The sequence below is a fragment of the Citrobacter sp. RHB20-C16 genome (genome assembly GCF_013890155.1).
Taxonomy (GTDB): Bacteria; Pseudomonadota; Gammaproteobacteria; order Enterobacterales; family Enterobacteriaceae; genus Citrobacter_A; species Citrobacter_A amalonaticus.
The window spans coordinates 1,064,099-1,084,907 of the sequence record NZ_CP057630.1 but is presented as its reverse complement, the minus strand read 5'-3'; the positions used below and the strand labels follow the sequence as shown (position 1 = coordinate 1,084,907).

Sequence of the window (20,809 nt, the reverse complement as noted above, 5' to 3'; positions counted from 1 at the left end):
AGATTATTTCTTCTTCTTCGCTTTTGCGTTCGGCAGGTCAGTGATGCTACCTTCGAACACTTCTGCCGCCAGGCCCACGGACTCGTGCAGAGTCGGGTGCGCGTGGATGGTCAGCGCGATGTCTTCCGCGTCACAGCCCATTTCGATTGCCAGACCGATCTCACCCAGCAGCTCGCCGCCGTTGGTACCGACAATCGCACCACCGATGACGCGGTGAGTTTCTTTGTCGAAAATCAGTTTAGTCATACCGTCTGCGCAGTCGGAAGCGATAGCACGGCCAGAAGCAGCCCACGGGAAGGTGGCGGTTTCGTAGCTGATGCCTTTCTCTTTCGCTTCTTTCTCGGTCAGACCTACCCATGCCACTTCTGGTTCAGTGTAGGCGATTGATGGGATCACTTTCGGATCGAAGTAGTGCTTCATGCCTGCGATAACTTCAGCGGCAACGTGGCCTTCGTGAACCCCTTTGTGCGCCAGCATCGGCTGACCGACGATATCGCCGATAGCAAAGATGTGCGGCACGTTGGTGCGCAGCTGTTTGTCAACGCGGATAAAGCCACGATCGTCCACTTCCACGCCTGCTTTGCCAGCGTCGAGGTTTTTACCGTTCGGCACACGACCGATTGCCACCAGCACGGCGTCATAACGCTGCGCTTCAGCAGGGGCTTTTTTGCCTTCCATGGAAACGTAAATACCGTCTTCTTTCGCTTCAACGGCAGTCACTTTGGTTTCCAGCATCAGGTTGAATTTCTTGCTGATGCGTTTGGTGAAGACTTTAACGATATCTTTGTCCGCCGCCGGGATAACCTGGTCGAACATTTCAACCACGTCAATCTCTGAACCCAGCGCGTGGTACACAGTACCCATTTCCAGACCGATGATACCGCCACCCATGACCAGCAGACGCTTCGGTACGGATTTCAGTTCCAGGGCGTCGGTGGAATCCCACACGCGCGGATCTTCATGCGGAATGAACGGCAACTGGATCGGACGGGAACCCGCCGCGATGATCGCGTTGTCGAAGTTGATCACGGTTTTACCGTTCTCACCTTCCACTTCCAGGGTGTTCGCCCCGGTGAATTTACCCAGACCGGTAACCACTTTCACTTTACGGCCTTTCGCCATGCCAGCCAGACCGCCGGTCAGCTGAGTGATTACTTTTTCTTTCCAGGTACGAATCTTGTCGATATCGGTTTTCGGCTCGCCGAAGACGATACCGTGTTCTGCCAGCGCTTTGGCCTCTTCGATAACTTTGGCTACGTGCAGCAGTGCTTTAGAAGGGATACAGCCGACGTTCAGACAAACACCACCGAGGGTGCTGTAACGTTCAACGATTACGGTTTCCAGACCTAAATCAGCGCAACGGAAGGCTGCAGAGTAACCTGCGGGGCCTGCCCCAAGTACCACGACCTGAGTTTTGATTTCAGTACTCATCATGACCTCTTAATTTATTTCCGGCGATCCCTGGTCTTGTCGCCCATCGTCCACCGGGTCGTTCTATCCGTCCGTATTTTACAAAATTGTTAACAATTTTGAAACAACAAAACGGCAACGATTTATCTTTAGCACTAATAACCCCAAAACCATCATGAGATTACCAGAAAAAAGCCGGCCGTCGGGCCGGCTTTTTTGCTTACATCACCAGGCGGCGAATGTCAGACAGCATATTGTTAATGATGGTAATGAAACGCGCACCATCAGCACCGTCAATCACGCGGTGGTCGAAGGACAGAGAGATCGGCATCATCAGACGCGGTACGAACTCTTTACCATTCCACACTGGCTCCATCGCGGACTTGGAGACACCCAGGATCGCGACTTCAGGCGCGTTCACAATCGGTGCAAAGTGGGTCGTACCCAGGCCGCCGATGCTGGAGATGGTGAAGCAACCGCCCTGCATTTCGCCAGCCGTCAGCTTACCGTCACGCGCTTTCTTAGAGATAGCCGTCAGTTCACGAGACAGCTCGGTCACGCTCTTCTTGTTCACGTCTTTAAAGACCGGAACCACCAGACCATTCGGGGTATCTACCGCCACACCGATGTTGATGTATTTCTTCAGCGTCAGGCGCTGGCCGTCTTCGGACAAGGAGCTGTTGAAGCGTGGCATCTGTTCCAGAGCCGCAGCAACCGCTTTCATGATGAAGACCACTGGGGTGAATTTCACGTCCAGTTTGCGCTTCTCAGCCTCAGCGTTCTGCTGTTTACGGAACGCTTCCAGGTCGGTGATATCGGTTTTGTCGAAGTGGGTAACGTGCGGGATCATCACCCAGTTACGGCTCAGGTTAGCACCAGAAATTTTCTGGATGCGGCCCAGTTCCACTTCTTCGATTTCACCAAACTTGCTGAAGTCGACTTTCGGCCATGGCAGCATGCCCGGGATACCGCCACCTGCTGCGGCTGCCGGAGCGGCTTCCGCACGCTTGATAGCGTCTTTCACGTAAGTCTGAACGTCTTCGCGCAGGATACGACCTTTACGGCCTGTGCCCTTCACTTTCGCCAGGTTCACGCCGAACTCGCGCGCCAGACGGCGAATCAGTGGGGTCGCATGAACGTAAGCATCGTTCTCAGCAAACTCAGATTTGCCTTCGGCTTTTGCGGCCGGAGCAGCGGCAGCTGGCGCAGGTGCAGCAGCTGGAGCCGGTGCGGCAGCCTGCTGTGGCGCGGCAGCAGCAGGTGCTGCGCCTTCCACTTCGAAGACCATAATCAGAGAGCCGGTTTTCACTTTATCGCCGGTGCTGATCTTGATTTCTTTAACGGTACCCGCGAACGGCGCCGGCACTTCCATAGAAGCTTTGTCGCCTTCAACGGTGATCAGTGATTGCTCAGCGGCCACTTTATCGCCCACTTTCACCATCACTTCGGTCACTTCAACTTCGTCACCGCCGATATCCGGTACGTTAACGTCTTTCGCGCCAGTGGCTGCTGGTGCAGCAGCCGGGGCCGGAGCAGCGGCCTGTGCAGGCGCGGCAGCAGGTGCAGCACCCGCCACTTCGAAGACCATGATCAGGGAGCCGGTAGACACTTTGTCGCCGGTGTTGATCTTGATCTCTTTAACGGTACCGGCGAACGGCGCCGGCACTTCCATAGAAGCTTTGTCGCCTTCTACGGTGATCAGGGACTGTTCAGCCGCAACGGTATCGCCCACTTTGACCATGATCTCAGTCACTTCAACTTCGTCACCGCCGATGTCGGGTACATGGACGTCTTTCGCTGCTGCAGCTGCAGGTGCTGCTGCCGGAGCGGCTTCTTTCTTCTCTTCTGCCGGAGCAGGTGCAGCGGCTGCTGCACCGTCAGCGGAATCGAAAATCATGATCAATTTGCCAGTCTCGGTTTTGTCGCCAACAGAGACTTTAATCTCTTTAACGATGCCAGCCTGCGGAGACGGGACTTCCATAGAGGCTTTATCGCCTTCTACGGTGATCAGCGACTGTTCGGCTTCTACCTTGTCGCCTACTTTGACCAGGATCTCGGTGATTTCAACTTCATCTGCCCCGATGTCCGGTACTTTGATTTCGATAGCCATTATTCTTTTACCTCTTACGCCAGACGCGGGTTAACTTTTTCTGCATCGATGTTGAATTTGGTAATTGCATCCGCAACCACTTTCTTATCGATTTCGCCACGTTTAGCCAGTTCGCCCAGTGCCGCGACTACCACGTAGGAAGCATCCACTTCGAAGTGGTGACGCAGGTTTTCACGGCTGTCAGAGCGACCGAAACCGTCGGTACCCAGTACGCGATAATCATCAGCCGGTACATAAGTACGAACCTGTTCGGCAAACAGTTTCATATAGTCAGTTGATGCTACAGCCGGCGCGTCGTTCATCACCTGAGCGATGTACGGAACGCGCGGGGTTTCCAGTGGGTGCAGCATGTTCCAGCGTTCACAGTCCTGACCATCACGTGCCAGTTCGGTGAAGGAGGTGACGCTGTACACGTCAGAACCCACGCCGTAGTCTTTCGCCAGGATCTGCGCGGCTTCACGAACGTGACGCAGGATAGAACCGGAGCCCAGCAGCTGAACTTTACCTTTGCTACCTTCCAGGGTTTCGAGTTTGTAGATACCTTTACGGATACCTTCCTCAGCACCTTCCGGCATGGCTGGCATGTGGTAGTTTTCGTTCAGCGTGGTGATGTAGTAGTAAACGTTCTCTTGTTTTTCACCGTACATACGCTCCAGACCATCGTGCATGATGACCGCAACTTCGTAGGCGTAAGACGGATCGTAAGAGATACAGTTCGGGATAGTCAGAGACTGAATATGGCTGTGACCATCTTCGTGCTGCAGACCTTCACCGTTCAGCGTTGTACGACCAGACGTCCCGCCAATAAGGAAGCCACGCGCCTGCTGGTCACCCGCTGCCCAGCACAGGTCGCCAATACGCTGGAAACCGAACATGGAGTAGTAGATGTAGAACGGGATCATCGGCAGATCGTTGGTGCTATAGGAAGTCGCCGCGGCCAGCCAGGAAGACCCTGCGCCCAGCTCGTTGATCCCTTCCTGCAGAATCTGACCTTTCTCGTCTTCTTTGTAGTACGCAACCTGTTCACGGTCCTGCGGGGTGTACTGCTGGCCGTTCGGGCTGTAAATACCAATCTGACGGAACAGACCTTCCATACCGAAAGTACGCGCTTCGTCGGCGATGATCGGAACCAGACGATCTTTGATCGATTTGTTCTTCAGCATCACGTTCAGGGCACGAACGAAAGCGATGGTCGTAGAGATTTCTTTGTTCTGCTCTTCCAGCAGCGCGCCGAAGTCTTCCAGGGTCGGCAGTTCCAGCTTCTCAGTGAAGTTCGGCTGACGGCTCGGCAGGTAGCCGTGCAGCGCCTGGCGGCGTTCGTGCAGGTATTTGTGCTCTTCAGAACCTTCCGGGAAGGTAATGTAAGACAGTTTTTCAACCTGCTCGTCAGTAACCGGAACATTGAAACGGTCGCGAATGTAGCGCACGCCATCCATGTTCATTTTCTTCACCTGGTGAGCGATGTTTTTACCTTCGGCGGTGTCACCCATGCCATAACCTTTGATGGTATGGGCCAGGATGACGGTGGCTTTGCCTTTGGTTTCCTGCGCTTTTTTCAGTGCAGCGTAGACTTTCTTCGGATCGTGACCACCACGGTTCAGCGCCCAGATCTGCTCATCAGTCCAGTCGGCAACCAGTGCTGCGGTTTCCGGATATTTACCGAAGAAATGCTCACGAACGTATGCGCCATCTTTGGATTTGAAGGTCTGGTAGTCGCCGTCAACGGTTTCGTTCATCAGTTGGATCAGTTTACCGCTGGTGTCTTTACGCAGCAGCTCATCCCAACGACCGCCCCACATCACTTTGATTACGTTCCAGCCAGCACCTTCGAAGATACCTTCCAGCTCGTTAACGATTTTGCCGTTACCGGTGACCGGGCCGTCCAGACGCTGCAGGTTACAGTTGATGACGAAGACCAGGTTATCCAGTTTTTCACGGGTCGCAATGGTGATAGCACCCTTGGATTCCGGCTCGTCCATCTCACCGTCGCCAAGGAAAGCGTAAACGGTCTGTTTAGAGGTGTCTTTCAGGCCACGGTGTTCCAGATATTTCAGGAACTTAGCCTGATAGATCGCACCGATTGGGCCCAGACCCATAGAAACGGTCGGGAACTGCCAGAATTCTGGCATCAGTTTCGGGTGCGGGTAGGAAGACAGGCCATTGCCATGAACTTCCTGACGGAAATTGTCCATCTGCTCTTCAGTCAGACGGCCTTCCAGGAATGCACGTGCGTAAATGCCCGGGGAGATGTGGCCCTGGAAGTACACCAGGTCGCCGCCATCCTGCTCATTGCGGGCACGGAAGAAGTGGTTGAAGCACACATCGTACACGGTCGCAGAAGACTGGAAGGATGCCATGTGGCCGCCCAGCTCGAGGTCTTTTTTAGACGCACGCAGCACGGTCATGATGGCGTTCCAACGGATAGCAGAACGAATACGACGCTCCAGCTCCAGATTGCCCGGATATTCCGGCTCATCTTCAACGGCAATAGTGTTGATGTAATTGCTTGCCCCTGTACCTGCCGCTACTTTCACGCCGCCTTTGCGGGCTTCAGAAAGAAGCTGGTCAATCAGATACTGAGCGCGCTCAACACCTTCTTCACGGATGACCGATTCGATCGCCTGTAGCCAGTCGCGAGTTTCGATCGGATCCACGTCATTTGGGAAACGTTCTGACATGGGGGTATTCCTTATCTATCTAATACGTTGAGTTATCTGGAACCTGTCCCATTGCGCTCTTTGTTCTTCATTCTTCAGGTTGTCTCTTTGTTGGCTGCGCTTCCTTGCGCCAGTCACATAGTTCACTATGCTCCTGGCGACTCGCGCGCTTGCCGCTGCGATACAAGCCGAATTATTTTGAACAACTAAAAGTGCAATAAGACAGGTTCTGCGTTTAGTTGCCGCGCTTTTCATTCATTAGCGCTTGATTTACAACATCTTCTGGCTAACGAGCTACCAGAAAAATCACTAATTCTTTCGCTGCTCCAGACGACGTAAGGCGCGTTCACGACGGCTCTCCTCACGGCTGCGGTCGAGCAGTATCTCTTCGATAAATGCCAGATGGCGATGTGATGCTTCACGCGCCTCTTCTGGCTTACCGGCAATAATCGCTTCGAAAATACGGGTGCGGTGACCACTCACCAGCGGAAGCATCTCGCGACGCGAATAGAGCAACTCGAAGTTCTGACGTACGTTCTGGGCCAGCATGGGCTCCATACACCTTAGCAGATGAAGTAACACCACATTGTGCGCAGCTTCGGTGACAGCAATTTGATACTGGAGGACCGCATCGGACTCGGCATCGCGGTCACCCGACTCTTGCGCCAGTTCAATGGCATGATGCAATTCACGAATACGTGTTTTGTCTTCATCCGTACTTCGCAATGCTGCGTAGTATGCAGCAATGCCTTCCAGCGCATGGCGCGTCTCAAGCAGGTCAAACTGGGATTCAGGATGGTCGGAGAGCAGTTCTACCAGTGGATCGCTAAAGCTCTGCCACAGGCTACTCTGAACAAAAGTGCCGCCGCCCTGGCGACGAAGCAGCAATCCCTTCGCTTCGAGACGTTGAATCGCCTCACGCAAAGAGGGACGGGAGACGTCGAACTGTTTCGCCAGTTCGCGTTCCGGTGGGAGTTTTTCGCCCGGGCGTAGTGTGCCCTCAAGAATCAAAAACTCCAGCTGTTGCTCAATCACATCGGATAATTTTGGTTGGCGGATTTTGCTGTAGGCCATGATGTCCTGTCTTAAGCCATTTGCCCGAAGTCAATTGGTCTTACCAATTTCATATCTGTGACGCTAAAGTAACAAAGTATTCACCTTATGTCCATACAGGTTTTGATTGAAATCAGTAAAGCAGGCACATTTTAACAACATCACAGAAATATCGTTTCAAACATGTAACTATGCACAAATGTTAAATTTACCACCCGCGAGGTAGTTTTAACCTTATTGAAACGAAGAAAAATCCTGGTTGAACCGATTCAGATGCATTTTTATGCATATTTTATGTATAGGTAATCACTTTATATCTTACAGAAGTGTTATCAGGGAATAAGAGGCGGGATAGACAACTGCTCTCTTTTTATTCAACTCGTCATCATCCATTCACAAAGCAGGTGCATTCCCTGCCACATACCATTATTCTGTTCCGGACAAAAGAGTTTCGGCGACATTTTAAAATTCATTGCTGTAAACATAATAATACAACAGACGGAATTGCAAACTTACACGCATCTCTGCGTAGGACAAATAATAATTACTCAAATTGCCCGGTCGCCGTCACGCGGCCGGGTACTGAAGGGTAAACCACTCACGAGGTTTCATGATGGACAGTCAGCAGCACGGCGAGCAGCTAAAGCGCGGCCTTAAGAACCGCCATATCCAGCTTATCGCGCTGGGCGGCGCGATAGGAACAGGCCTGTTCCTGGGAAGCGCCTCCGTAATTCAGTCCGCGGGCCCCGGTATTATTCTGGGTTATGCGATAGCCGGTTTTATTGCCTTCCTTATTATGCGTCAGTTGGGTGAAATGGTGGTTGAGGAGCCGGTCGCCGGTTCATTCAGTCACTTTGCCTACAAGTACTGGGGGAGTTTTGCGGGATTTGCATCGGGCTGGAACTATTGGGTGCTGTATGTGCTGGTTGCAATGGCGGAATTGACCGCCGTCGGCAAGTACATTCAGTTCTGGTGGCCGGAGATCCCCACCTGGGTTTCGGCAGCCGTTTTCTTTATTGCGATCAACGCCATCAACCTGACCAACGTAAAAGTGTTCGGTGAGATGGAGTTCTGGTTTGCGATCATCAAAGTCATCGCCGTGGTCGCGATGATCCTGTTCGGCGGCTGGCTGCTGTTCAGCGGCAACGGCGGCCCGCAGGCGACCGTGCGTAACCTGTGGGAACAGGGCGGCTTCCTGCCTCATGGCATGACCGGGCTGGTAATGATGATGGCGATCATCATGTTCTCTTTCGGCGGGCTCGAGCTGGTCGGTATCACCGCAGCTGAAGCCGATAACCCAGAGCAGAGCATTCCCAAAGCCACCAACCAGGTAATCTATCGTATTCTGATTTTCTATGTGGGTTCACTGGCCGTTCTGCTTTCCCTGCTGCCGTGGACGCGTGTCACCGCTGACACCAGCCCGTTTGTCCTAATCTTCCACGAGCTGGGCGATACCTTCGTGGCGAACGCGCTGAATATCGTGGTTCTGACGGCGGCACTGTCGGTATACAACAGTTGCGTTTACTGTAACAGCCGCATGCTGTTTGGTCTGGCGCAACAGGGTAACGCCCCGAAAATCCTGCTCACTATCGACAAACGCGGCGTGCCGGTGAATACCATCATCGTTTCGGCGCTGGTGACGGCGCTGTGCGTATTGATCAACTACATGGCGCCAGAATCCGCCTTCGGCCTGCTGATGGCGCTGGTGGTCTCCGCACTGGTGATCAACTGGGCGATGATCAGTCTGGCGCACATCAAATTCCGCCGAGCGAAGCAGCAACAGGGAGTGAAAACCCGCTTCCCGGCACTGTTCTACCCGCTGGGTAACTGGGTCTGTCTGGCCTTCATGGCGGCGGTGCTGGTAATTATGCTGATGACGCCGGGTATGGCGATTTCGGTTTACCTGATCCCGGTATGGCTGGTTGTTCTTGGCATCGGTTATCTGTGCAAACAGAAATCCGCGAAGACGGCGAAAGCCCATTAATTCCTTGAACCCTCACCCGTCATGGGTGAGGGTTGTTACCTGCCTCACACTTTCTCCCCAACAGCCATTTCGTCCATATCAGCGGCGCTATCCTGCAACGCAATTAAAGGCTTACAGACGAATAATTCTTTCCATCACCTTGATGGGGAGACATCTCAATGGATACAGGTAAGCTGTCGGTAAGAGAAAAGATTGGTTATGGCATGGGCGATGCCGGATGCAACATCATCTTTGGCGCTATCATGCTGTTTGTTAACTATTTTTATACGGATGTTTTTGGTCTCGCCCCGGCTCTGGTAGGGGTGTTATTACTGTCAGTACGCGTGATCGACGCCGTTACTGACCCCATTATGGGCGCTATTGCTGACCGAACCCAAAGCAAATATGGCCGTTTTCGTCCATGGTTATTGTGGATTGCCTTCCCTTACGCGCTGTTCAGCATTCTGATGTTCACCACCCCGGAGTGGACTTATAGCAGCAAGGTTATCTATGCGTTTGTCACATACTTCCTGCTGTCGATTACTTATACGGCGATCAACATTCCTTATTGCTCATTGGGCGGCGTGATCACCAACGATCCGAAAGAACGCGTGGCCTGCCAGTCTTACCGCTTTGTACTGGTCGGTATCGCGACGTTGCTGCTGTCGCTCACTCTACTGCCAATGGTCGACTGGTTTGGCGGCGACAACAAAGCGAAGGGCTATCAACTGGCGATGACCGTGCTGGCCATTATCGGCATGTGTATGTTCCTGTTCTGCTTTGCCACCGTTCGTGAACGTGTGCGCCCTGCCGTTCCCACGCACGATGACATGAAAAACGACTTCAAAGACGTGTGGAAGAACGATCAGTGGGTACGCATACTGCTGCTGACGCTGTGCAACGTCTGTCCGGGCTTTATCCGTATGGCGGCAACCATGTACTACGTCACCTGGGTCATGGGACAAAGCACCCATTTCGCCACGATCTTTATCAGTCTCGGCGTGGTCGGCATGATGATCGGTAGCGTGTTGGCGAAAGTGCTGACCGACCGCTGGTGCAAGCTAAAGGTTTTCTTCTGGACCAACATCGCGCTGGCCCTTTTCTCCTGCGCGTTTTACTTCTTCGATCCCAAAGCCACGATGATGATTGTCGTGCTCTACTTCCTGCTTAACATTTTGCACCAAATCCCGTCGCCGCTGCACTGGTCGCTGATGGCAGACGTTGACGACTACGGCGAATGGAAAACCGGCAAGCGCATTACCGGCATAAGCTTTTCCGGCAACCTGTTCTTCCTGAAACTCGGTCTGGCGATTGCCGGGGCGATGGTTGGCTTTCTGCTCTCGTGGTACGGCTACGATGCCGGGGCGAAAGCGCAAAGCGACTCCGCGATCAACGGCATCATGCTGCTCTTTACCGTGATTCCGGGAGTCGGCTACCTGATTACCGCCGGCGTGGTGCGTCTGTTGAAAGTCGACCGCGAACTGATGAAACAGATTCAGGACGATCTGGAAAAACGCCGCGCTAACTACCGCGAACTCAATGATTATCAGGAACTGAAAGCCACTGAAACCGTAAGGAAAGCCTGATGCAAAACTGGCCTAACCCGTTTATTGAACAACGCGCCGATCCGTTTATCCTGCTCGACGGCAGCGACTATTACTTTATTGCCTCAGTGCCAGAGTACGACCGACTGGAAATCCGGCGGGCGGATTCGCTGGAAGGATTACGTACAGCGTCACCCGTTGTCGTCTGGCGCAAACCCGAACACGGCCCGATGAGCGAGCTGATCTGGGCACCGGAAATTCATCACCTCGATGGTAGATGGGTCATCTACTTTGCCGCCGCGCCTACTCAGGCGCTCGACAAACTGGGCATGTTTCAGCATCGGATGTACGCGCTGGAGTGTACAGATCCCGATCCGCTCACCGGCAACTGGGTCGAAAAGGGTCAGGTGAAAACACCGTTTGATACCTTTGCACTCGATGCCACAACATTCCACCATCAGGGAAAACAGTGGTATCTGTGGGCGCAAAAATCCCCAGATATCGCCGGTAACTCCAACATTTATCTGGCGGAGTTGGAAAATCCCTGGACGATTAAAGGCCAGCCGGTGATGCTCAGCAAACCGGAGTACGACTGGGAGTGTCGGGGTTTTTGGGTCAACGAAGGTCCGGCAGTATTAACCCACGGTGACAGGCTGTTTATCAGCTACTCCGCCAGCGCCACGGATGAAAATTACTGCATGGGACTGTTATGGATTGATATTCACGCCGATCCGCTGAATCCGGCAAACTGGCATAAATCCCCGCGGCCGGTGTTTACCACCAGCAATGAAAATCGCCAGTATGGACCCGGGCACAACAGCTTTACCCAAACGCCGGAAGGCGATGACGTGCTGGTGTACCACGCGCGTAACTACACCGAAATTGAAGGCGATCCGCTCTACGATCCCAATCGGCATACCCGTCTGAAGCTGATTCACTGGGATGACCACGGAATGCCAGACTTCGGCATCCCGCCCGCAGATACGCTTTGACATCATTGCCCGGTAACACGCAACTTACCGGGCGTCCTGCCAGGACGTTAAATCAACGTGCCATAAATGGTGAGCACGGCGATCACCACCACTAAGGCAAACGACGTTTTCTTCGCCATGGAAACGGCCGCTTTTGGCGTTTCAACCTTATCGGTATGCGACTCACGCGCCAGCGAGAACTGCGCCAGGCGTGTTAACACCTGATATTGCGAAGTACGCAGATCCGCCAGAGAGGCAAACCACGCGGGCAACGCTTTTTCTCCATGACCGATCAGGGCATACACCACGCCCGCCAGACGCACCGGGATCCAGTCGAGAACATGAAGAATGGCATCGATGCCGGACTGTAAGCGCTCATGCGGCGTCTGGTAACGCGCCAGCCAGGACTGCCACGAACGCAGGAAGGCATAGCCCACCAGCAGTACCGGTCCACATGGACCACCGACGATCAGCCAGAACAGCGGTGCGATATAGAAACGGAAGTTAATCCACAGCAGCGCATTTTGCAGTTCACGCAAAAACTCACGCTCATTGCAATCCGGTGGAACGCCATGAATCAACGTCAGTTCGCTGGCCATCGCCGTTCGGGCATGCGCATCATCGCGCGACGCCGCGTTAAGGTAAGCGTGATAGTGCATCCGCACTTTGCCCGCGCCAATGCACAGCAACCCAATCAGGATCCACGCCACAATCGTTGGCACATTAAACAGCAGTCCATCGAGCGCTCGCAGCAACAGGAATGTGACCACCATTGCGATGATCATCATCCCGAGCGTACGCGCCATTGAGAAGCGTTTGACCCGGCGAAAAAAAGTTTCTAAACGGTGATCGAACTGCCAGTGTTCGCCCAGCTTAAACAGGCGCTCGACAAGCAGCACCAGTAATGTCGTAAATAGCGTCATGTCATCTCCTTATCTGACGAGGCGGTGACCAGGGCGCGAAACTTTGCCCAGTCAAAAGCCGGACCGGGATCGGTCTTACGCTCAGGCGCAATATCACAGTGTCCGGTTATGTTTTCGGCAACGGCCGGGTAAATCTTTATTAATGCACACGTGATGGCAGCCAGTTGTTGGTACTGGACATCGGTGTAGGCCAGCGTATCAGTCCCTTCCAGCTCAATACCAATCGAAAAATCATTGCAGCGTTCACGTCCATGATAATTCGACACGCCGGCATGCCATGCTCGCTTATCAAAAGGAACATACTGAACGATTTCGCCATCACGGCGAATCAGACAATGAGCGGAAACGCGAAGATGCGCGATTTCGGCAAAAAAGGGATGGGCATTGGGATCAATTGTTCCAGTGAATAGTGCGTCAATCCACGGACCGCCAAACTCGCCGGGCGGCAGGCTGATATTGTGCACCACCAGTAACGAAGGGACTTCATCATCCGGGCGGCAATCGTGGTGCGGAGAAGGAACGCGTCGCGCTTCCGCCAGCCAGCCCTTGTCTAACAACATGCTGAATCTCCTTTTGAGTGGTGCTTATAGCCGCTTCAGAGTAGCATGTTTCTACCTTATGATTCGTTAGCAATTTGGAGTTTTATCATGCCGCCTCGCCGCTATAACCCTGACTACCGACGTGACGCGCTGTTGGAACGTATTAACCTGGATATCCCAAACGTTGTCGCCCAGGCGCTACGCGAAGATTTAGGCGGTCAAGTGGATGCCAGCAACGATATTACGGCTCAACTTTTACCGGAGAACAGCCGTTCTCATGCCACGGTCATCACCCGTGAAGACGGCGTTTTTTGTGGCAAACGCTGGGTTGAAGAGGTCTTTATTCAACTGGCTGGCGACGATGTCAGCATCACCTGGCACGTCGAAGACGGCGACAGCATCAAGGCGAACCAACCGCTGTTTGAGCTGGACGGTCCCTCGCGCGTGTTACTGACCGGCGAGCGTACCGCGCTGAACTTCGTGCAGACCCTGTCAGGTGTCGCCAGCGAAGTGCGTAAGTACGTTGATATCCTGGAGGGCACAAAGACCCAACTGCTGGATACGCGTAAAACCCTGCCTGGGCTGCGTACCGCGCTGAAATATGCCGTACTCTGCGGTGGCGGCGCGAATCATCGCCTGGGGCTTTCGGATGCCTTCCTAATCAAAGAGAACCACATTATTGCGTCTGGTTCCGTGCGTCAGGCGGTGGAGAAAGCCTTCTGGCTGCATCCGGATGTGCCTGTAGAAGTCGAAGTTGAAAACCTCGATGAACTGGACGACGCGCTGAAAGCCGGTGCCGACATCATCATGCTGGATAACTTTGAAACGGAACAGATGCGTGAGGCGGTAAAACGGACCAACGGCCAGGCGCGCCTGGAAGTTTCCGGCAACGTGACCAACGAAACGCTGCGGGAATTTGCCGAAACTGGCGTCGATTTTATCTCCGTGGGTGCGCTAACCAAGCATCTCCGGGCGCTGGACCTGTCCATGCGCTTCGCTAACGCGTAATCATTATACGGCCTGATAACGCGCTGCTTATCGGGCCTGTTTATTCCTTTCAATCACTAAAATCCTCGTCGAGCCTCGCAATCTCATTGCTTGCGGCTGCAAACCGATAACATTCCTCTGAACCCGCCTTCCTGATTCATTTTTTGCTGCTCGCCTGGCGTGCCGGCGTTTGCCAAAGTGACGTCCACTCACTCAAGGAGCGAACAATGGATAAACAACGCGGATTTACCCTTATTGAACTGATGGTGGTGATCGGCATTATTGCCATCCTCAGCGCCATCGGCATTCCGGCCTATCAGAACTATCTGCGCAAAGCGGCGCTAACGGATATGCTGCAAACCTTTGTCCCCTACCGCACTGCTGTAGAACTCTGCGCCCTGGAGCATGGTGGCACAGACACCTGCGACGCAAGCGTCAACGGGATTCCCTCTCCCACAACAACGCGCTATGTCTCAGGAATGAGCGTCGAAAATGGGGTGGTTTCGCTTACTGGCCAGGAAAGTCTGAACGGGCTTAGCGTCATCATGACCCCTGGGTGGGACAAAGCAGAAGGCATTACGGGCTGGACGCGTAACTGCAACATCCAGAATGACAGCGCGTTAAAACAGGCCTGCGAAGACGTCTTTCGCTTCGATAGCCATTAAGGAAGCGCCATGAACACGACGCAACTCAGCGCGCTGTGCCAACGCTACCAGGGGATATTACTTGATGCCAATAACGATGTGGTACACATTGCCGTCGAAGATGCCCCTTCTCATGAACTGCTGGACGCCCTGCATTTTGCCACGACTCGCCGCATTGAGATTGCCTGCTGGACGCGCCAGCAAATGGAGCAACACCAGCATCACGCCTCACCCGCGCTGCCGTCCGTGGTGCCTGAGAGCAGCGTCAGCGCGGCGGTTTTACTGGATAACACATTACAAAGCGCGCTGGCGAAACGGGCCTCAGATATCCACATAGAACCTGCAGAGCATCACGTCCGTCTCCGCTTTCGCGTGGACGGCGTGCTATATAGCTTACCCAATATCGCCAAAGAGACCGGTATCGCCCTGACAGCACGTTTGAAAGTGTTAAGCCATCTGGATATCGCGGAACACCGCTTGCCGCAGGACGGGCAATTTACCATTGAGTTGAACGGCGCTGCCGTCTCGTTTCGTATCGCCACCCTTCCCTGTCGTTATGGCGAAAAGGTAGTGCTACGGTTGCTGCATCAGGTAAATCAGGCACTGGATGCCTGCACGCTGGGTATGCACGACACGCAACTCTCTACCTTCCTCCATGCCCTGCAACAACCTCAGGGGCTGATCCTCGTCACTGGCCCCACGGGTAGCGGTAAAACGGTAACGCTTTATAGCGCGCTGCAAACGCGAAACGCACCGGAGGTTAATCTGTGCAGTGTTGAGGATCCGGTGGAGATTCCCCTCGACGGTATCAATCAGACGCAGATCCATCCCCGTGCCGGGCTGACCTTTCAGGGCGTCTTGCGGGCACTGCTACGCCAGGATCCGGATGTCATCATGGTAGGTGAGATCCGCGACGGCGAAACCGCAGAAATTGCTATTAAGGCCGCACAGACCGGGCATCTGGTGCTTTCCACGCTGCATACCAACTCAACCTGCGAAGCGCTGGTACGCTTACAGCAGATGGGGGTGGCGCGCTGGATGCTCTCTTCCGCGTTAACCTTAGTGGTCGCGCAACGGCTGGTCAGAAAACTGTGTCCGCACTGTCGACGGCTGAGTGACGATCCCCTTCGCTTACCGCCCGCATGGTACCCAACGCCGCTACCCCGCTGGCAGGCGGTTGGCTGCGAACACTGCTATCACGGCTTCTATGGTCGTGCAGCGTTGTTTGAATTACTTGCGATCACCGCTGAACTGCGTCATCAGATTGCCAACGACGCCTCAGCCGCAACGCTGGAAGCCCATGCAAAACAGGCAGGAATGAGCACGCTCTTTGAAAGCGGATGCCGCGCCGTCGATCAAGGGCTGACGACGTTTGAGGAACTGGTGCGCATTCTGGGTATGCCAGATGATCACTAAAAAGCTGTGGTACTGGCAGGGAATGAATCACGATGGCCTGCCCGGAGAGGGAACCCGTTGGGCGGAAAACCGACTCGTGTTGATGCAGGAACTTGAACAGCATCAGATAATACCTTTGCGCGTGAAATCCTTACGCGTAAAGCGTGCGCTCTGGCGCCATGACAAATCCACGGAAGTGATTCACCAGCTCGCTACGCTGCTAAAAGCGGGGCTAACGTTGTCTGAAGGGCTGGAATTGCTTGCCGGACAGCAACCAAGCAAGCAGTGGCAAGCCCTGTTAGGGAGCCTTGCAAACGAACTGGAACACGGTACGCCGCTCTCCAGCGCGCTGGCGCAGTGGCCTGACGTGTTTCCACCGCTGTATCAGGCGATGATACGCACCGGAGAGTTAACCGGGAAACTGGATGAATGCTGCTTTGAACTCGCCCGGCAGCAGAAGGCGCAAAAACAGTTAACCGATAAGGTCAAAAAAGCACTGCGCTACCCCATCATTATTTTAACGATGGCGGTCATGGTGGTGGTGGCGATGCTCCACTTTGTCCTGCCTGAATTTGCCGCCATTTACCGGACCTTTAACACGCCGCTACCTGCTCTCACTCAGGGGATCATCGCGTTTGCCGACTGGAGTCATCGCTGGAGTGGGCTGATTGTCCTGATGCTCGTCATGCTAATTGCAACCAACAGCCTGCTGAGCCGAAAGCCCGGCTGGCAAATGCTGCGCCAGAGAGGATTACTCCGCATGCCCGTGATGGGCCAGTTGATAAGGGGTCAGAAGCTCACACAAATTTTTACCATCCTCGCGCTAACGCAGACGGCGGGGATCGCATTTTTACCCGCGCTTGAGAGTGTGAAAGAGACGATTCAGTGCCCTTACTGGGCACTGCGCCTGGCCCAGGTACAGCACGATATCAGTACCGGTGTGCCCGTCTGGCAGGCACTCAAAAATGCGGAAGAATTTAGCCCATTATGTCTGCAACTGGTCAGGACCGGAGAAGCCTCTGGCTCGCTGGATATCATGTTGCGCAGCCTTGCCCGTCATCATGATGAACATACTCAGGCGATGGCTGACAACCTGGCGGCACTACTGGAACCCGCGCTGCTGGTGATTACAGGGCTTATCATCGGCACACTGGTCGTGGCGATGTATTTACCGATTTTCCATCTGGGCGATGCGATGAGTGGCGTGGGATAACGAAGGAAGTCGACAGCAGAACTGGCGCTCAATGCAGCGCCAGTTCCTGAGGAGGGTTACAGGCTATTGAAAACGCGGTTTTCTTGTTCCTGAACCCGGATAAACGTCGTACGTTTGGTCAGCTCTTTCAAACGAGAGGCACCGACGTAGGTACAGGCTGAACGCAGGCCGCCGAGAATATCACGCGCGGTGTTCTCCACCGGGCCACGCAGCGGCAGCTTGACGGTTTTCCCTTCCGCAGCGCGATACTGCGCAACGCCGCCGACATGACGGGTCATGGCGGATTCAGAGCTCATGCCGTAGAACAGCATGAATTTTTCGCCGTTTTCTTCAACGATTTTACCGCCACTCTCTTCGTGACCGGCCAGCATACCGCCAAGCATCACGAAATCAGCGCCGCCACCGAATGCTTTCGCCACATCACCAGGCATGGTACAACCGCCATCGCTGACAATCATTCCACCCAGACCGTGCGCCGCATCAGCACACTCGATCACCGCAGACAGTTGCGGATAACCAACACCGGTTTTCACACGCGTAGTGCAGACAGAGCCCGGACCAATACCGACTTTAACGATATCCGCGCCAGACAGAACCAGTTCCTCACACATTTCGCCCGTGACCACATTACCGGCGCAGATGGTTTTGGTCGGCCAGGCTTCACGCGCTTTCGACACGAACTGAACAAAGTGTTCGGAGTAGCCATTGGCAACATCGATGCAGACAAAGTTCAGTGCCGGATCCAACGCCAGAATCTGTTTGGTCTTCTCGAAATCCGCATCGGACGTACCGGTAGAGACCATGACGTGCTTGAGTACATCGGCTGATGCCGAGCTCACAAAAGCCGTCCAGTCTTCAACGGTGTAATGCTTATGAACGGCGGTCAGCACATCGAAAGAGGCAAGAGCCGTTGCCATCGCAAATGTCCCGACGGTATCCATGTTGGCAGCAATAATAGGTACGCCGGACCAGGTCTGACCTGAATGTTTAAAGGTGAATTGACGTTCCAGCTCAACATCGGAACGACTTTTAAGGGTAGAACGCTTAGGGCGGATAAGAACGTCTTTAAAACCTAACTTCAGATCTTCTTCAATACGCATGTGCGGATTCCTGGGGTTAAGGGCTATTAGTATGAGAGCGCAACTCCAGTGACGCTATCATACGCACTAATCAATGCCGCGCAAGACTGCGAAATTCTCTTTTTTTACGCTACAATCCCATAAATTTACCTGGCGAATAGCGGGCACGCCCAGAGTCATCATCGCCAGTGTACGTTCAACTTTCAACCAATTGATTATCATAATGAATTCCCGGGAACCGAGCTTATGAGGTATACAGTAGCCTTAACTGGCGGCATTGGCAGTGGTAAAAGCACCGTTGCGAATGCCTTTGCTGACCTCGGAATTCAGATAATTGACGCCGATATTATTGCCCGCCAGGTGGTCGAACCGGGCAAGCCTGCGCTGGATGCGATTGCGGCACATTTTGGCCCTGAACTGATTGCCGCAGACGGCACGCTGCATCGTCGACTGCTTCGCGAACGGATTTTTGCTGATCCGCAAGAGAAGGCCTGGCTCGGTGCCTTGCTTCATCCGCTCATCCAGCAGGAGACCCAACGTCAGTTGCAACAGGCGACGTCTGCATATGTGCTGTGGGTGGTGCCATTACTGGTTGAAAACGGCCTTTATCGCCAGGCCAATCGCGTGCTCGTGGTGGATGTCACCCCCGAGACGCAGCTTGCCCGGACCATGCAGCGCGATGACGTTACGCGCGCACACGTTGAACAGATTCTCGCTGCTCAGGCGACGCGTGAAGCACGCCTTGCCGTGGCAGACGATGTTATTGATAATAATGGCGCACCAGATTCCATCATGTCGGATGTCGCCCGCCTGCACGCACGTTATCTCCAGCTTGCGTCGCAGTTTGTCTCACAGGAAAAACCGTAATGCACACCCAGGTCCTTTTTGAACACCCTCTCAATGAGAAGATGCGCACGTGGTTGCGCATTGAGTTTTTGGTTCAACAACTCTCTGCACGCTTACCGATTGCAGAGAGTTCAGATGCTCTGCATTTCTTTCGCAATGCCGGAGATTTGTTGGACGTATTCGAACGTGGTGAAGTGCGTACAGAATTACTGAAAGAGCTTGAGCGCCAGCAGCGTAAACTTCAGGCATGGACAGAAGTCCCGGGCGTCGACCAGAGCCGTATTGATGCTCTGCGCCAGCAGTTAAAAACGGCCGGCAGTATTTTGATTTCCGCGCCGCGCATGGGACAATTTTTACGTGAGGATCGGCTGATTGCCCTGGTCCGCCAGCGTCTGAGTATTCCCGGCGGTTGTTGCAGCTTTGATTTACCGACGCTGCATATCTGGCTGCATATGCCACAGGCACAGCGCGATGCGCAGGTCGATAGCTGGCTTGCCAGCCTGCACCCGCTGACTCAGGCGCTGACTCTGATCCTTGATTTAATTCGTAACTCGGCACCGTTTCGTAAACAAACCAGCCTGAACGGCTTTTATCAGGACAACGGGGAAGACGCAGACTTACTGCGCCTGCAGTTGCCGTTGGGTTTACAGCTTTATCCGCAAATTTCCGGCCACAAGAGCCGTTTTGCGATCCGTTTTATGCCGCTCGATAGCGACAATGGCGTGGTGCCTGAGCGCCTCGATTTCGAACTGGCCTGCTGTTAAGGAGTTAAGATGTCTGAGACGATCACCGTAAATTGCCCCACCTGTGGCAAAACGGTTGTATGGGGTGAAGTCAGTCCATTCCGTCCGTTTTGTTCCAAACGTTGTCAGTTGATCGATTTAGGTGAATGGGCCGCTGAAGAGAAACGCATTGCCAGCAGCAGCGATCTTTCCGACAGCGACGACTGGAGCGAAACGAAAGAGTAAACAGAGACGGTCTGGGGGATCATACGCCCCACCGCGCGTTACCGGATGTCGGCGTCGCCTCATCCGGCCTACAGGTTTTGTTTTAACTTCGCAATCACGGGCGCATTCGCCGGAGGGAAATCCTCCGCCTGTAACATCCCGGCGGCAATCCATTTTCCAGGCTGCCCCTCTTTTCCCCACGGTTCACCTTTCCAGCTTTCCACCAGCCAGAACCACAGCGTGATATGCCTGTCCGGAAACTGATACTCCAGCTTCTCGAAAAGCGTGGCACCTACCGGCGTAATGCCCACCTCTTCCTGTAGCTCGCGGCTCAGCGCCTGCTCCGGCGTCTCTCCCGCCTCAATCTTTCCGCCTGGAAATTCCAGTTTATTCGCCATATGCGCGTCGGCCGCACGCTGGGTGATAAAGATTTCGTTATACGGATTACGAATAATCCCGACCGCGATGTTCAGTTTTTTCATATTGTCGTACCCATAAAAAAGGCGCAGTTTCCTGCGCCTTCAGACA

Annotated in this window: 18 protein-coding genes; 10 read left to right on the top strand and 8 right to left on the bottom strand. The window is 53.9% G+C overall.

Features of this window, described 5'->3' with window-relative positions:
- Positions 1-3 precede the first annotated feature (3 nt).
- From lpdA to pdhR, 4 genes are all read right to left on the bottom strand, one after another.
- Positions 4-1,431: a dihydrolipoyl dehydrogenase gene (lpdA, locus tag HVX64_RS05285; RefSeq protein ID WP_042997911.1), complete on the bottom strand. Its 1,428-nt coding sequence runs from the start codon at positions 1,429-1,431 to the stop codon at positions 4-6.
- Positions 1,432-1,630: 199 nt separating this feature from the next.
- The gene (gene aceF / locus HVX64_RS05280; protein ID WP_181825309.1) at positions 1,631-3,520 is read right to left on the bottom strand and encodes a pyruvate dehydrogenase complex dihydrolipoyllysine-residue acetyltransferase; all 1,890 of its coding nucleotides are present in this window, start codon (positions 3,518-3,520) and stop codon (positions 1,631-1,633) included.
- Between the two features lie 14 nt (positions 3,521-3,534).
- A complete protein-coding gene (aceE, locus tag HVX64_RS05275) occupies positions 3,535-6,198 on the bottom strand; it encodes a pyruvate dehydrogenase (acetyl-transferring), homodimeric type (protein WP_044255445.1) in 2,664 nt (887 codons plus the stop codon).
- Positions 6,199-6,486: 288 nt separating this feature from the next.
- Positions 6,487-7,251 (bottom strand): pyruvate dehydrogenase complex transcriptional repressor PdhR, encoded by a 765-nt coding sequence (gene pdhR / locus HVX64_RS05270; RefSeq protein ID WP_042997914.1) that lies wholly within the window; start codon positions 7,249-7,251, stop codon positions 6,487-6,489.
- 589 nt (positions 7,252-7,840) lie between these two features.
- Here pdhR and aroP point away from each other — a divergent pair.
- From aroP to HVX64_RS05255, 3 genes are all read left to right on the top strand, one after another.
- A complete protein-coding gene (gene aroP / locus HVX64_RS05265; protein ID WP_086512694.1) occupies positions 7,841-9,214 on the top strand; it encodes an aromatic amino acid transporter AroP in 1,374 nt (457 codons plus the stop codon).
- Positions 9,215-9,372: 158 nt separating this feature from the next.
- Entirely contained in the window at positions 9,373-10,779 is a 1,407-nt protein-coding gene (locus HVX64_RS05260; RefSeq protein ID WP_044267419.1) for an MFS transporter, read from the top strand.
- Entirely contained in the window at positions 10,779-11,729 is a 951-nt protein-coding gene (locus HVX64_RS05255) for a family 43 glycosylhydrolase (protein ID WP_044255448.1), read from the top strand. The genes HVX64_RS05260 and HVX64_RS05255 overlap by 1 nt, the downstream gene beginning before the upstream one ends.
- Before the next feature lie 47 nt (positions 11,730-11,776).
- Here the strand turns inward: HVX64_RS05255 and ampE are convergent, their stop codons facing one another.
- Together ampE and ampD are read right to left on the bottom strand one after the other, a co-directional pair.
- Positions 11,777-12,631, bottom strand: a complete 855-nt coding sequence (gene ampE / locus HVX64_RS05250; RefSeq protein ID WP_044255451.1) for a beta-lactamase regulator AmpE — start codon at positions 12,629-12,631, stop codon at positions 11,777-11,779.
- Entirely contained in the window at positions 12,628-13,191 is a 564-nt protein-coding gene (gene ampD, locus HVX64_RS05245) for a 1,6-anhydro-N-acetylmuramyl-L-alanine amidase AmpD (RefSeq protein WP_044255453.1), read from the bottom strand. Before ampD ends, ampE begins: the two co-directional genes overlap by 4 nt.
- An 87-nt stretch (positions 13,192-13,278) precedes the next feature.
- On the opposite strand from ampD, the gene nadC reads away from it, so the two are divergent.
- The 4 genes from nadC to hofC all read left to right on the top strand — a co-directional run bounded on the left by nadC (position 13,279) and on the right by hofC (position 17,409).
- A complete protein-coding gene (nadC, locus tag HVX64_RS05240; protein ID WP_042997920.1) occupies positions 13,279-14,178 on the top strand; it encodes a carboxylating nicotinate-nucleotide diphosphorylase in 900 nt (299 codons plus the stop codon).
- A 206-nt stretch (positions 14,179-14,384) separates the two neighbouring features.
- The gene (ppdD, locus tag HVX64_RS05235; RefSeq protein ID WP_042997921.1) at positions 14,385-14,822 is read left to right on the top strand and encodes a prepilin peptidase-dependent pilin; all 438 of its coding nucleotides are present in this window, start codon (positions 14,385-14,387) and stop codon (positions 14,820-14,822) included.
- A 9-nt stretch (positions 14,823-14,831) separates the two neighbouring features.
- On the top strand, positions 14,832-16,217 hold the full coding sequence (gspE, locus tag HVX64_RS05230) for a type II secretion system protein GspE (RefSeq protein WP_042997922.1): 1,386 nt from the start codon (positions 14,832-14,834) through the stop codon (positions 16,215-16,217).
- On the top strand, positions 16,207-17,409 hold the full coding sequence (gene hofC / locus HVX64_RS05225; protein WP_042997923.1) for a protein transport protein HofC: 1,203 nt from the start codon (positions 16,207-16,209) through the stop codon (positions 17,407-17,409). The genes gspE and hofC overlap by 11 nt, the downstream gene beginning before the upstream one ends.
- A gap of 56 nt (positions 17,410-17,465) precedes the next feature.
- On the opposite strand, the gene HVX64_RS05220 is transcribed toward hofC, so the two are convergent.
- Positions 17,466-18,509 carry a GMP reductase gene (locus tag HVX64_RS05220; RefSeq protein ID WP_042997924.1) on the bottom strand — a complete coding sequence of 348 codons (1,044 nt, stop codon included), beginning with the start codon at positions 18,507-18,509 and terminating at the stop codon, positions 17,466-17,468.
- Between the two features lie 225 nt (positions 18,510-18,734).
- On the opposite strand from HVX64_RS05220, the gene coaE reads away from it, so the two are divergent.
- From coaE to yacG, 3 genes are read left to right on the top strand one after another with little or no spacing between them, the layout of a single operon-like run.
- On the top strand, positions 18,735-19,355 hold the full coding sequence (coaE, locus tag HVX64_RS05215) for a dephospho-CoA kinase (RefSeq protein ID WP_044255456.1): 621 nt from the start codon (positions 18,735-18,737) through the stop codon (positions 19,353-19,355).
- Entirely contained in the window at positions 19,355-20,098 is a 744-nt protein-coding gene (gene zapD / locus HVX64_RS05210; protein ID WP_042997926.1) for a cell division protein ZapD, read from the top strand. Before coaE ends, zapD begins: the two co-directional genes overlap by 1 nt.
- Before the next feature lie 9 nt (positions 20,099-20,107).
- Complete coding sequence (gene yacG / locus HVX64_RS05205; RefSeq protein ID WP_042997927.1) at positions 20,108-20,302, top strand: DNA gyrase inhibitor YacG; 195 nt, start codon at positions 20,108-20,110, stop codon at positions 20,300-20,302.
- A gap of 68 nt (positions 20,303-20,370) precedes the next feature.
- Here the strand turns inward: yacG and mutT are convergent, their stop codons facing one another.
- Positions 20,371-20,763, bottom strand: coding sequence for an 8-oxo-dGTP diphosphatase MutT (gene mutT / locus HVX64_RS05200; protein ID WP_044255459.1), 393 nt, complete (start codon positions 20,761-20,763; stop codon positions 20,371-20,373).
- Between the last annotated feature and the right edge of the window lie 46 nt (positions 20,764-20,809).

Excerpts from the sequence above, each read along its gene's own strand:
- coaE (WP_044255456.1), top strand. The coding sequence starts at position 18,735 with ATGAGGTATACAGTAGCCTTAACTGGCGGCATTGGCAGTGGTAAAAGC.
- aceF (WP_181825309.1), bottom strand. The coding sequence starts at position 3,520 with ATGGCTATCGAAATCAAAGTACCGGACATCGGGGCAGATGAAGTTGAA.
- hofC (WP_042997923.1), top strand. The coding sequence starts at position 16,207 with ATGATCACTAAAAAGCTGTGGTACTGGCAGGGAATGAATCACGATGGC.
- ppdD (WP_042997921.1), top strand. The coding sequence starts at position 14,385 with ATGGATAAACAACGCGGATTTACCCTTATTGAACTGATGGTGGTGATC.
- HVX64_RS05255 (WP_044255448.1), top strand. The coding sequence starts at position 10,779 with ATGCAAAACTGGCCTAACCCGTTTATTGAACAACGCGCCGATCCGTTT.
- pdhR (WP_042997914.1), bottom strand. The coding sequence starts at position 7,251 with ATGGCCTACAGCAAAATCCGCCAACCAAAATTATCCGATGTGATTGAG.
- HVX64_RS05220 (WP_042997924.1), bottom strand. The coding sequence starts at position 18,509 with ATGCGTATTGAAGAAGATCTGAAGTTAGGTTTTAAAGACGTTCTTATC.
- zapD (WP_042997926.1), top strand. The coding sequence starts at position 19,355 with ATGCACACCCAGGTCCTTTTTGAACACCCTCTCAATGAGAAGATGCGC.
- mutT (WP_044255459.1), bottom strand. The coding sequence starts at position 20,763 with ATGAAAAAACTGAACATCGCGGTCGGGATTATTCGTAATCCGTATAAC.
- yacG (WP_042997927.1), top strand. The coding sequence starts at position 20,108 with ATGTCTGAGACGATCACCGTAAATTGCCCCACCTGTGGCAAAACGGTT.
- aceE (WP_044255445.1), bottom strand. The coding sequence starts at position 6,198 with ATGTCAGAACGTTTCCCAAATGACGTGGATCCGATCGAAACTCGCGAC.
- aroP (WP_086512694.1), top strand. The coding sequence starts at position 7,841 with ATGATGGACAGTCAGCAGCACGGCGAGCAGCTAAAGCGCGGCCTTAAG.
- ampE (WP_044255451.1), bottom strand. The coding sequence starts at position 12,631 with ATGACGCTATTTACGACATTACTGGTGCTGCTTGTCGAGCGCCTGTTT.
- HVX64_RS05260 (WP_044267419.1), top strand. The coding sequence starts at position 9,373 with ATGGATACAGGTAAGCTGTCGGTAAGAGAAAAGATTGGTTATGGCATG.
- lpdA (WP_042997911.1), bottom strand. The coding sequence starts at position 1,431 with ATGAGTACTGAAATCAAAACTCAGGTCGTGGTACTTGGGGCAGGCCCC.
- nadC (WP_042997920.1), top strand. The coding sequence starts at position 13,279 with ATGCCGCCTCGCCGCTATAACCCTGACTACCGACGTGACGCGCTGTTG.
- ampD (WP_044255453.1), bottom strand. The coding sequence starts at position 13,191 with ATGTTGTTAGACAAGGGCTGGCTGGCGGAAGCGCGACGCGTTCCTTCT.
- gspE (WP_042997922.1), top strand. The coding sequence starts at position 14,832 with ATGAACACGACGCAACTCAGCGCGCTGTGCCAACGCTACCAGGGGATA.